The following is a 12,064-nucleotide window of genomic DNA, read 5'->3' on the forward strand; positions in this document are numbered from 1 at the left end:
GATGCGATTTTATGGCTTGCAATAAAACTCATATCCTGTTTTGGTTAAATACGCAATTTCCATAAAAGTAACCCAGGCTTTGCCGCTATCGTTAAAATATATCCACCCCCCGGTCCGGCTATTCGAGGCGTCCTCGCCTCGAATATATATGTTGTTGCCTCCTGGCAACAATTAACTAATAGCCTCAGCATCTTTTAAGCAGTTGCCCACATGCGCTACTTCCCTTACATCAATTAAATGTGCGGCTTCTACCAGCTTTGCCAGGTAGCTGTACACTTTTAGCGGAACAACAGGCGCATACACACCATCATTGCAAAAAGCACCCTGTATTACCAGCTCCCAGCACTGTAACCAATCTGTTAGCGGCTGGCAGTTAAAGAACTTTTTAAGTACGAGGTACGGATTGCAATATTCTTTTTTAGAAAGATGGCGCGGGAACTCCCGCCACGCATCCGCTGTAACATAATGGCTGCAATAGTATTTTTTATTAAACAGATCCTCCTGATTTATTACCACCAGGTTGCGCTCTTTACTTTTTAAGGCATTTGCCGCTTTTATAAGCGAGCGGATCATTTTTGTATATAGCAACACATCGCCTGTTAGCCGGCTTTTGTAAATAGGCTCCCCGGCAGCGTAATGCACCAGTTTTTTAACCAGCTTGCTAAACTCGTAAACATGCGCTTCGGCAAATAAACCGCCAAGCACCTGGTATGGGTCGGTAATGTATTCATGCATCCAGCAATAGGTGTCAAACGGGTTTTTGGGAGTTTTGTTTTTCATGAGCGTTTATTTTATAACAAAGAGAGACCTATGAGGTCTGTTTGTCGCGGTCTTGCCTGGCTGTGTTTAGCGTACCAGCCGGTAAAACAGCGCTTGCAGCCATTGGGTTTTGTAAGTGCTGGTGCAGGTGTAGCAACGGCGTGGTGCATAACAAAAAAGTTTAGGTTGGCACCCGCACAAAAAAGGCGTGGCGCTCAACTTACCGCTTTTGAGGCCCTGAGAAGCCCAGCACGCAGATAAGAGAGCCCACGCCTAAGTCGTGAGCTATTCGTCTTATCATCCCGCGCGCTTAGAAATTTCTCAGGTTTCAAAAGCGAGATTCAAAGCGAATGCTTCAAATAATTTTATGAAGTAATCGCAAAAATAATTTCATAGCAAATATAAGTAGAAAAATATCAAAACGGACAATCGTCCGTCATTATTTTTTTTAAGCTATCTTACTTCGCTTAATGAAGGAGCTGAAATTTGTTATAAACCAATATATAATTGATAATTGGTTCCGGGATTATAAATATCCAAATGGCAAATACAAATACACTGAATTTGCCAAGGATCACTACATTGAAGAAAAACTTGCCAGAAAGATTGTCAGCTATGAAGGCTATGCAATGACGATTGAAACCCTTGAAAAAATTTGTAATGCAAGGGATCTAACGCTTGAAGAGTTTTTTAGGTTGATTAAGAGGTAATAGAAGTCGGTAGATAGTTTTAACGAACGTTGAAGCATTAGCGATGTGGCGGTATTCTGTGTTCCGTCTGCCCGTAACTGATGCTAAATTTATAAATAAAAGTTCATTGTTTATACTGTTGCCCGGCGTTTTCCATCTGCCGGGACTCAAGTCGAACAGCGAGCAAAAAGTTGAGCATATATTCGTCACCCCGCCATATTGCCAAACCAATTTGTTGGCAGAAGTGCTATTTGTCAAGATACTGTTATTGTGCTATCTCTTGTGTCAATACAAAATTTTGTGCCTTCTAAAAAGTCAAGCCCAAGAAGCCCGTTGTAGTCAGAAAAAATGCCATGAGCCAAAAAGTCGTAAACTTGAATTTGGAATTTTTCCTTTGTCAAGCCAAGAGACGAAAAAGTGTCTATTTCAAAAATTTCGGTTTCTATAATTCCGTTAGCAGTTTCTATTTCAACAGTTCCAATGTTGTCTTTCAGGTCGTGTCCAAGCAAATACAAAGCGTTACTGTCAATTGTAGTATTTGTCGCACCGGTGTCAAAAATCATTTTCAATTCATACTTGTTGTCAATTTCAACATTCACAAGCATTAGCCCCCCTTCAAGCTCCCGTTTAAATTTATAGGTCATTTTGTAATACGGTTGAAAATGCCTGTAATTTTTCTGGCCGGCTTGAAAGTACCTGTATAAATCAATGTTATTTTGTCAAAGTTTGAGGTTTTGTCCCTGCCGATATAGCAAACTTCTTTTTTGTCCTTGCTGTGAAATAACGGGATACCAGAAAGAACATCAATCTTACTGTCATCCATAACTGGATTTCCAATCAAAACCCATTCGTCTGGATAAAGAGTTTTTATGTCTGCGATATTTAGTAACTGGCCCATTTTAATGGTCATATTTATGATGCAAATTTACTGATTTCGCTTGTTATTTACAAGTTCATGAAGTCTGTCGCATTTCTGCCAACGGTTTGCAAATTGGCGATGGTGGGACATTTGAAAAACGTCAGCCCAACATTTGCACAAATGCCCAATAGAAGCGCAAATGTTGAGTTTACAACTGTCAGCCCCACTATTGCCAATACGATGTTGGTGGCAGTTTTAACTTTTTGAAGCTATAATCATTTCAAACAATTCTTGATTGTCAGTCATCTTGAGAAATGAATTGAGCTTATCATTGTTTTGTAAATGAACTAGCTCTTCAATTATTACTTCTGTTGTTTCTTTGCATTTTTTATAAAAGCGATTGTCAAATAAATGAAAATCATATCCAAGTAATGAAGGCATAATATCAGACTTGTCCAACTTTAAAGAAGCAATAATTAATCGAATAAGGGCATTATCTAAAAGGGGCAAATAGCTTATTTTATTTGAGTTTTCAAACTTAAATTCGTCAATGTCTATTTCTCTTTTGATGTCACCAGTCAAATAGCTTAATTTATCTGAATTTATACCCTCAAATACATAATTTATCATTAATCTTAACAGTTGGGAAATAGTTTCAATTTTTGTAACACTCTCATATAAGTCTGTCGAACTGTCATTTAAGTCACGTAAAACTTTCCCTTGAACTTGAAGTAGATAATTGTTTATTACTAAAAAAAGTTTATCATTTAATTTATTTGTGTTTTCTGTAAACTCAGGAAAGTTACTATTGGAATCCAATTTATAATCCCAGGAGTAAGAGAAGGGTACTAAATCCTTGAGTTTCGGCAATTTAGTTCCATCATGAAAAATACTTTCCGGACTAATATAATTTATATTTGGAGATGAGATTTCTGGTTTAGAAAGAAGGATTCCGTCTACTAATAGGCGAAAATAGATAACTGGAAAGCCACTTTCTAAAGGACTACCACTCCAACCCGGAACATTGAATAGTTTTCGAGCGAAATTTACATAAGATGAAGAATAATCACTGTGTATATCAATTGCATTCATACTTAGCAATAAAACCATAGATGGACAAGATGAAAGCACTTCCTCTACCAATTCAGGTGTAAGCCCTATCCTTGGGAAACTCGAATTACCTCTATATTGGAATGTTGGATTAAGCTCTATCGCAGGTTCTGGAATTCCAAAATCCACCACGCCATTGCTTGGATTAATAAATGCTCTCCAATCCGCATAATTTGCATGTTGAAATTCTAGAGATAGACAAATTCCTTTTGCCTTTTTTAAATGGGCATTTAAAACATTATCAGGATATTTTGGCAACCAAACAGCTTCAGCCAATTCAGAATAACTCTCTAATAAATACAAAATTGAATTACTCTTTGATTTATCTTTAATGCTATCGTATTTAACAAGTTCATCTTGATATATTTCAAAAACCTCTTTCTGAAAATCTTTAATAGAATTTAGGTAATCAGTAGTCAATTTTTTGAAAATTAAAACAAGAACGTCATTAGTATTGGCTCTGATTTCTTGTACTTCTTTTTTTTGAATTTTAAATTCTTCAAACAATTCTTGATATTTAGTGCCTTTTGTTTTCTTAAACGCAGAGGGGTTTTCAATTGCCAATTTTATTAAGAAGTTCATGCATATATTTAGCCTATCGGGATTTACCCTTTCGTTAACTAATTTGTAATCCGAATTTATACTGATGTATTCTCTTAAAAGATTGATTAACTCTGGGAAATCTTTATCTTCTATTTCAATGCCAAGTTTATTATAATCGGAAATTGCCTTTTTATCACCAGTAAAAACAGCTTTTTTTGACAAGTCATAAATTTGGAAAATTCTTAAAACATACGCTCTAAACTGTTCTATAGACATTTCTTCATCATCATTATTAGATTTGAAATGTTTAATTTCAGATTCTAACTTCTCAATATCTTCATTAATCAAATAATTCAATTTTGCATCTAAATTTCGCCAGTATAAATTTATCTGCAGAGATAGATTTTCTAACGATTCTCTCACACCTTTCAAGTCAATATTTATTCCTTTAAGATAGGAAATAATTTTGTTTAAATTCTCATTTGTAATTTCAAAATAAGTATCTATTTTCTTATCAAGAATAGATATGCCTTCCATCACTTGCTTTCTAAATTCTTCAATTTGTTCCGATATTTTTTGTAAGTTTTCCAATATTAAGGTATCTGCATTCTGTTGTCCTTGAGCATTAAAGGCACTGTACAAAGACAAAGCTATTCCTGCGTATCCTGAAATTAAACCGATTGAGCCAAGTGTCGACATGTTTTGAACACTATTGTATTGTGCTAACAGGTTTTTAATTTGAAAAGCAGCATCAGTAACTGCCAAAACCCCTTTGGTTAATTTAGGGTCTCCAATAATATTTGTAGCTAAAGAGATAATAGATTGTAAAGAGTAATCTTCCCAATTTTCTAATGCAATTCTATTTTTTTCATCTTGTTCATTCCTAATTTGTTCAAATAAGTATTCTACCTTATCATTAGTATTTTCAACCTTTTCGCCAACTTTTCCAATTTTCTCTATGGCTTCATTTTGGTTTGCGTTGGCATTTTCTATCAGTTTTCCTATTTTTTCGTTAATAACGGATTTAAGTTCATTATTGGAACTTAAAATTTGATTAGTAGCATCAATAATTCCATTTGTTTTTAAGAAAGTGTCAAAATCGGGATTTGCAGTTCTTACTTCATTCTCATTATTCCCTAACAAGCTATTAAATTGATTAGAAAATACATTATCGATATTATTCTTAAATTCAGGATTGGTTGCGGCTAATTCGTATGTTTCATTTAAAACTCTTTCTGCACTCGAAACGCCTTCAAATAGACTTTTTTGTTTTTGAAGATTTATATCTTTGGTTACATTTAAGGCAGATTTTTCATTTATATCTTCCATTAATTTACTGTATCTGCCTCCAAGATATTCTGTAAGAGGAAAACCACTTTTTTCGAACATTTTTACAATGTCATAGTTCAATTGAACTGTTGGAGAGTCAAACTTCCTGTCATTGTCATTTGGGAAATCTGAACTATAGATGTGGTCAGCTCTATTTTTAATTCTTTGTATGTCTTGAGCAGAAAGAGTACGTCCATTCTTCGCTAGATAATTTACCGCATCAAGAACTGCTATGCTACTCCAATTCTTAGATTTGCCAATTTGATAAATTGCATTTGAAACGTAAACTGGTTGGTCTTTATTCATTGTATTTTAAATTTTGTTAGGGGCGTCCTTAAAAATTGCCACCAACTCGCCGATTGGCGCAATTACTAAACGTTTATAGTCGTTTGTAAACGCTTAAATACGGCTGTAGCTTTTACTGGTTAAAACATTTATTTAATTCCGCAACCGTTTTGGTATTTGTGCTTTAGCAGTTTCAAATTTCTTCCAAATGGTTACTTTGCTAATATACTTATTTTTTAGGGTTACTCTTTTTTGGTGTTTCTCCTGCGGAAGAACTTAAAAACCATTTCTCCATCAATGGTTTCTTCGGAAATATCATAAACTACCGATCCTCCTTTATAATTGATTTTCAATTTATGTAAAGAACGCATCAGCCGGAAGATCTGCATAAGAAAAAGAACAAAAAAAGCGACCAGTTTCCCGGTCGCTTTCTATTCATTATAAATGATAATGGGCAACTATTTCAGATCAAACCTGTCCAGGCTCATCACTTTAGTCCATGCTGTCACAAAATCCTTCACGAATTTTTCACCGGCATCAGCACAGGCATATACCTCGGCTACAACTCTTAGCTCGGAGTTAGAACCAAAGATAAGATCGGCACGGGTGGCGGTCCATTTAACTTCCCCGGTTTTGCTGTCCCTGCCTTCAAACACTTCCTTACTGCTGTCTGTGGCCTTCCAAATCGTATCCATTGTTAACAGGTTTACAAAAAAGTCGTTGGTCAATATTCCCGGGCGGCTGGTGAACACACCATATTCAGATCCATCATAATTAGCATTTAAGACGCGCAAGCCACCTATCAATACGGTCATTTCAGGAGGGGTTAAAGTAAGCAGCTGTGCTTTATCAATCAATAAAGCTTCCGTAGATACCGCATATTTTGTTTTTAAATAATTGCGGAAACCATCTGCCATCGGTTCCAGTACAGCAAACGATTCCACATCGGTCTGTTCCTGTGTGGCGTCTCCCCTTCCGGCTGTGAAAGGAACTGCAATGTCATAGCCTGCATCCTTTGCCGCTTTTTCCACGGCTGCATTTCCGGCCAGTACAATCAGATCAGAAACAGACACATATTTACCACTAGCATTCCATTCGGCCTGAATACCCTCCAATACCTCTAATACTTTTGCTAACTGCGAAGGATTATTCGCCGCCCAGTCTTTTTGAGGAGCCAAACGAATACGTGCGCCGTTTGCACCACCCCGTTTATCTGATCCACGGAAGGTAGAAGCAGAAGCCCAGGCGATAGCTACCAATTCAGAAACTGTGAGCCCGGAGCCCAGCACTTTTTCTTTTAAAGCGGCTATATCGCTATCCTCTAATGTATGTTCGTTTGCAGGGATGGGATCTTGCCAGATCAGCTCTTCTGTTGGTACTTCCGGGCCTAAATAGCGGCTGACAGGCCCCATATCCCGGTGGGTGAGCTTAAACCATGCGCGGGCAAATGCATCAGCAAACTGATCGGGATTTTCCAGGAAACGCCTGGATATCTTTTCATATTCCGGGTCGTAGCGCAATGACAGGTCTGTTGTCAGCATCCTGGGCGCATGCCTTTTACCTGGTTCATGCGCATCCGGCACCGTGTTGGCACCCATCCCATGTTTAGGCACCCACTGGTGTGCCCCTGCCGGGCTTTTTTCCAGCTCCCACTCATAGCCAAATAAGTTCCATAAAAAATTGTTGCTCCATTTGGTGGGCGTGGTGGTCCATGTTACTTCCAGCCCGCTGGTAATGGTATCTCCGCCTTTACCAGTGCCAAAGCTGTTTTTCCAGCCCAAACCCTGTTCTTCAATATCCGCTGCTTCAGGATCGGGACCAACATGGTCAGCAGGTGCGGCGCCATGTGTTTTGCCAAAAGTATGGCCTCCGGCAATCAGGGCCACGGTTTCTTCATCGCTCATTGCCATGCGGCCAAAAGTATCGCGTATGTCTTTTGCTGCTGCAACAGGGTCGGGGTTACCATCCGGTCCTTCGGGGTTTACATAAATCAATCCCATCTGCACTGCGGCTAATGGATTTTCCAGGTCGCGGGAATGTATCTTCCCATCAGCATCATCGTCTGACACTAATACAGCATGATTTTCGTCCACACCTTCAGATCCATGGGTATAGCGTTTATCGCCGCCTAACCATTTCGTTTCAGAACCCCAATATACATCCAACTCCGGTTCCCAAACATCTTCACGTCCGCCGGCAAAACCAAAGGTTTTAAAGCCCATCGATTCTAAAGCTACATTTCCGGTAAGGATCATCAGATCTGCCCATGAAATTTTCCTGCCATATTTTTGCTTTATGGGCCAAAGGAGACGGCGGGCCTTGTCGAGGCTCACATTATCGGGCCAGCTGTTAAGGGGTGCAAAACGTTGTTGCCCCGCTCCTGCGCCACCACGCCCATCTGCAATGCGATAGGTACCTGCACTGTGCCATGCCATACGAATAAATAAAGGCCCGTAATGGCCAAAATCTGCCGGCCACCATTCCAGGGAATCGGTCATTAATGTTTTCAGATCGGCTTTCAGCGCATCATAATCCAGGGTTTTAAATGCTTCAGCATAATTAAAGTCTTTCTCCATCGGGTTAGACAAAGAAGAGTTTTGACGCAGCAGGTTTACTTTTAGCTGATCAGGCCACCAATCGCTGTTTTGTGTTCCCCCACCTGCAACAGCTTTATTTATTTTGCCATTGTGGAACGGGCATTTGCTGATGTCGTTAGAATCTTTTTCCATTATTGATTATTTTGAATGAATTATTGATCATTAGCTGACAGGGGGGTGAACCGCTTTACTTCCGTCAGCCGGATGATTTCCACTAACAAACTTATGACATCAGAACTATAAATAAAATTGATTAATCCTATATAACAATAGTTTCTATTTATAACAGAAAATCAGTGCGTTTAATATTGTACAAACAATGCTGCTATGAGCATATTGTAACACCTCCAGGTTATTTTGGCTGGTTATGTGCAGGGATACTTCCGTTTCTGTGAGACTCCAGATCAAACTGAAGACTGTTTATTTCCCGCAGATGGCATAGAAGCCCACAGGTATTTTTCCTCCGCAAGCCCATGTTTTCTGTGAGCAATACATTTTTATACAATATGCTAAGAAACGGCCTCTTTCTTTTGTATCTGCGATTGTATATAGTTATAAAAATCCCCGAAAGTTACCAGCGGCAGGAAGTCGCCGGGTTGCACTTTAAAATGAAAATTGCTTTCAAGCGCTACTACAAGGTCGATATAATCAAGGCTATCAAGGTCTAGTACCTCTTTAAGGCTCGCTTCCGGATTAATCAAAGAAGCTTCCGCTTCAAATTCTTCTACTAAAAACGAGTTGGTTTTTTCAATAATTTCCTGCATTTCCATATTTACCACTTTTTGACGATCAGGGTAGAATTGGTTCCCCCAAACCCAAAAGAATTGGACAAAAATACGTTTATATTTTTTTCTGTGGTATTTTTTATGATATTGAGGTATTGGGTATCCTCATCGGGATTTTCAAAATTAATATTGGGCGCCATAAAGCTGTGTTTCATCATTAACGAACAATATACCACTTCGCTTGCCCCGGCCATCCAGCATTCGTGCCCGGTCATTGATTTGGTAGAACTTACAGGTGTATGGCAACCTCCAAAAACCTCATGAATTGCCCGTGCTTCGCTGGCGTCGCCTGCCGGTGTGCTGGTTGCGTGGGCATTGATATAATCAATCTCGCCCGGCTGCAGCTTTGCATCACTCAGCGCCATTTTTAAAGATTTGGCCGGGCCTTCCACAGTAGGGTTGCTGATATGCTCGCCATTTGAAGAAAAACCATAGCCTATTATTTCCCCGATAATATCAGCACCGCGCTTTTGAGCGCTTTCCAGGCTTTCTATAACAACGGTTGCAGCCCCTCCGCTGGGGATGAGTCCATCGCGGTCTTTATCAAATGGCCGGCTGGCTTTGTCAGGAACTTCTTCCCTTACTGAAAAAGCCCCCAGCGCATCAAAAGTACCCATGGAAAGGTGATTAATTTCCTGTGCGCCTCCTGCAATAATGCAGTTTTGCAAACCCATTTTAATAAGCACATAAGCTAGTCCAATGGCATGAGATCCGCTTGCACAGGCAGCACTTACCGTAAGGTTAATACCTTTCAGCTTAAAAATTGTGGCCAGGTTCATAGTTACAGTTGAGTTGAGCGTTTGGAACACTGCCGCCGAACCTACCAGCATCGTGTCTTTTTTTTCACGGATCAGATCTGTTGATTCAATAACCGCCTTGGCAGAACTGTCATTGCCATACAGGATCCCGGGCTGTATGGCTGCTATATAATTTTCATCCATACGGGCATTCTTTAATGCTTCCACGGTTGCCACATAGGCATATTCTCCTTCTTCAGACAGCATAATACGTGAACGCCTGTCGAGCAAACCTTTTAAGGACGGCCGTTCTACCCATCCGGTTAAAGCCGAACGGTATCCAAATGCTTTGCGTACCGGATCGAAAATAATACCGGATTTCCCGGCTTTTAAAGAGGCGGTTACCTCCTGCAGGTTTTTGCCAATGCAGGAGTAAATGCCCATACCTGTGATCACCACTCTGTTCATAAATACAAATGTATTATTTTAGTCCGAAGTAGGGAGGCCATTGATTATGTAGCGTTTGTTTTTATAACAGGCCCTTTCTTTTTCTTAACAATCCCTTCCTCGCCCATTAGCAGCCCCCAGGGTTTTAAGCCATCTATACGGTCGAATATAATTTTCAGTATTGCAAGAAACGGAATGCAAAGGAACATACCGGTAATACCCCACAGCATTTCACCAATGATAATACCCAAAAAGGATATCATTGGATTTAGTTTTACTTTAGATCCCACCACAACCGGCATTATAATATTGCCATCTATTGCATGCACTATTACAAAAACGATTACCACCAGCAATACTTTACTACTTCCAAGTGTGGCAAAAGTTACAAGACAGCTTAACAAAAGCGCCGTTAAAATACCCAGGTAGGGAATTACATTAAGTATACCGCCCATAAAGCCCAGCAACACTGCATATTTTAGACCCAATACGGATAAAATGATAATAAGCAGCACTGATACAATAAGCATTTGAGTAAATAAACCGATTATGTATTTTTTAATAATTGATTTTACCTTGTCTACGATCTCTTCAACCCTTGGTCTTTCTGAAGGGTTGAATACTGTAACCAGGAAGGTATACAGGGTTCGGCGGTAATTAAGAATAAAAAAGGTAAATAATAAGGTAAACCCCAGAAATATCAACATAGAGCTAAGAGCAAATAGCGTACTCCCTAAAAGAACAGCGCTTGTAGAAAAAATTTTTTCTGCAGCATGATTTATATAATCGATTTGCTTTTGTGCATCAACATTAAATTTTGAAGTAATCCATTGCTGGGTAGAATGGAAGGCATTTAACCCATTTTGTTTTAATAATGGCCAGTCATTAGCAAAGGCACTTATTTCGTTGCTGAAAAAGAAAATAACACAGGTAAACACCAGCAGCAGGAGCATCACTACAGTAAAAGAAGCCAGTCCCCTGTTAAAATGTGCCTTTTTCTCTAAAGAAACAGACAACGGCAATACCAGCAAGGCCATCAAAAATGAAAAAAACAAAGGAGCAAACAATGTATGACCCAGGATTAATAAATAACCCATGCTGATAGCACAGAAAAGTACCAACGCCAGCTTTACTAAAAAAGGCAACTGTTTTTCCATAGATAATGAATTTGATTTATTATAACAAGCGTAATTAGTTCATATAACAAATTTAGATGTAAGCATGCATATACGTGCATTCAATAATACAGGAGAAAAATAATAAGAACAGTTTATGCGTGGGTTGCATGCCCTTTTATATTCTGTAAATATTAAAGATAATACAATCAAAACTTCATTTTATAAACAGGATAATATCAATTATCAAGAAATGTAATACAATTTATGATTTTACTGATGACATTGGTGCGGGTAATCCGATATCTCTAATAAAATAAGATATGACAAAAAGAACTCCCCGTACTCTCCAAAGTGCTGCCCGCGCAAGGGTTTTGTCAATAATTATAGCAATCATTCTACTCTCTGCCCACTTTCTGGCCGTTGGCCAATGCAGCTCGTTTCTTTCTGTAAGCGCCGGCGAAGGCAGCTCATTTGGTATCAGGCTGGAGGGCAGCTTGTGGGCATGGGGAAAAAATAATTACGGAGAATTAGGAGACGGCACTAAAATAAACCGCTTTTCCCCTGTGCATATCCTTCCCGGAACAACCTGGAAAGCGGTAAGCGCAGGTTTCAGGCATACTGTAGCTATTAAATCGGACGGCACCCTTTGGGCCTGGGGCCTTAATAACCTGGGCCAGATAGATGGAACAGGCGGGGAAGTTTTAACTCCCAAACAGGTGGGAAGCGATGCTGACTGGGCCACGATTAGTGCAGGGAGCGACTTTACCCTGGCCATTAAAACAAATGGCACGCTTTGGGCCTGGGGA

9 protein-coding genes and 1 pseudogene are annotated in these 12,064 nt (G+C 39.4%); 2 read left to right on the plus strand and 8 right to left on the minus strand.

The features are described 5' to 3' along the window. Positions 1-171 precede the first annotated feature (171 nt). Positions 172-780, minus strand: coding sequence for a hypothetical protein (locus ACYVBM_RS07110; protein ID WP_460684944.1), 609 nt, complete (start codon positions 778-780; stop codon positions 172-174). Positions 781-1,229: 449 nt separating this feature from the next. Here ACYVBM_RS07110 and ACYVBM_RS07115 point away from each other — a divergent pair, with 449 nt between their 5' ends. Then, positions 1,230-1,469, plus strand: a complete 240-nt coding sequence (locus ACYVBM_RS07115) for a helix-turn-helix domain-containing protein (RefSeq protein ID WP_460684945.1) — start codon at positions 1,230-1,232, stop codon at positions 1,467-1,469. Between the two features lie 233 nt (positions 1,470-1,702). On the opposite strand, the gene ACYVBM_RS07120 is transcribed toward ACYVBM_RS07115, so the two are convergent. The 7 genes from ACYVBM_RS07120 to ACYVBM_RS07150 form a co-directional block, all read right to left on the minus strand. Beyond that, a complete protein-coding gene (locus ACYVBM_RS07120; RefSeq protein ID WP_460684946.1) occupies positions 1,703-2,092 on the minus strand; it encodes an aspartyl protease family protein in 390 nt (129 codons plus the stop codon). Then, positions 2,089-2,358 carry a hypothetical protein gene (locus ACYVBM_RS07125; protein WP_460684947.1) on the minus strand — a complete coding sequence of 90 codons (270 nt, stop codon included), beginning with the start codon at positions 2,356-2,358 and terminating at the stop codon, positions 2,089-2,091. Before ACYVBM_RS07125 ends, ACYVBM_RS07120 begins: the two co-directional genes overlap by 4 nt. A gap of 204 nt (positions 2,359-2,562) precedes the next feature. Further along, a complete protein-coding gene (locus ACYVBM_RS07130; RefSeq protein ID WP_460684948.1) occupies positions 2,563-5,595 on the minus strand; it encodes a hypothetical protein in 3,033 nt (1,010 codons plus the stop codon). 437 nt (positions 5,596-6,032) lie between these two features. Further along, positions 6,033-8,303: a catalase/peroxidase HPI gene (gene katG, locus ACYVBM_RS07135; RefSeq protein WP_460684949.1), complete on the minus strand. Its 2,271-nt coding sequence runs from the start codon at positions 8,301-8,303 to the stop codon at positions 6,033-6,035. A 377-nt stretch (positions 8,304-8,680) separates the two neighbouring features. Next, complete coding sequence (locus ACYVBM_RS07140; protein ID WP_460684950.1) at positions 8,681-8,941, minus strand: phosphopantetheine-binding protein; 261 nt, start codon at positions 8,939-8,941, stop codon at positions 8,681-8,683. 2 nt (positions 8,942-8,943) lie between these two features. Further along, a complete protein-coding gene (locus ACYVBM_RS07145; protein WP_460684951.1) occupies positions 8,944-10,161 on the minus strand; it encodes a beta-ketoacyl-[acyl-carrier-protein] synthase family protein in 1,218 nt (405 codons plus the stop codon). 44 nt (positions 10,162-10,205) lie between these two features. Continuing rightward, a complete protein-coding gene (locus ACYVBM_RS07150) occupies positions 10,206-11,297 on the minus strand; it encodes an AI-2E family transporter (RefSeq protein ID WP_460684952.1) in 1,092 nt (363 codons plus the stop codon). Between the two features lie 281 nt (positions 11,298-11,578). Between ACYVBM_RS07150 and ACYVBM_RS07155 the strand changes: the two are divergent. Further along, a pseudogene (locus ACYVBM_RS07155) lies at positions 11,579-12,064 on the plus strand (RCC1 domain-containing protein); the annotation flags it as partial.

The organism is Niabella aquatica (genome assembly GCF_054779315.1).

Bases quoted from the DNA above. Each gene is read 5' to 3' on its own strand.
- ACYVBM_RS07110 (WP_460684944.1), bottom strand. From the start codon at position 780: ATGAAAAACAAAACTCCCAAAAACCCGTTTGACACCTATTGCTGGATG.
- ACYVBM_RS07115 (WP_460684945.1), top strand. From the start codon at position 1,230: ATGAAGGAGCTGAAATTTGTTATAAACCAATATATAATTGATAATTGG.
- ACYVBM_RS07120 (WP_460684946.1), bottom strand. From the start codon at position 2,092: ATGACCTATAAATTTAAACGGGAGCTTGAAGGGGGGCTAATGCTTGTG.
- ACYVBM_RS07125 (WP_460684947.1), bottom strand. From the start codon at position 2,358: ATGACCATTAAAATGGGCCAGTTACTAAATATCGCAGACATAAAAACT.
- ACYVBM_RS07130 (WP_460684948.1), bottom strand. From the start codon at position 5,595: ATGAATAAAGACCAACCAGTTTACGTTTCAAATGCAATTTATCAAATT.
- katG (WP_460684949.1), bottom strand. From the start codon at position 8,303: ATGGAAAAAGATTCTAACGACATCAGCAAATGCCCGTTCCACAATGGC.
- ACYVBM_RS07140 (WP_460684950.1), bottom strand. From the start codon at position 8,941: ATGGAAATGCAGGAAATTATTGAAAAAACCAACTCGTTTTTAGTAGAA.
- ACYVBM_RS07145 (WP_460684951.1), bottom strand. From the start codon at position 10,161: ATGAACAGAGTGGTGATCACAGGTATGGGCATTTACTCCTGCATTGGC.
- ACYVBM_RS07150 (WP_460684952.1), bottom strand. From the start codon at position 11,297: ATGGAAAAACAGTTGCCTTTTTTAGTAAAGCTGGCGTTGGTACTTTTC.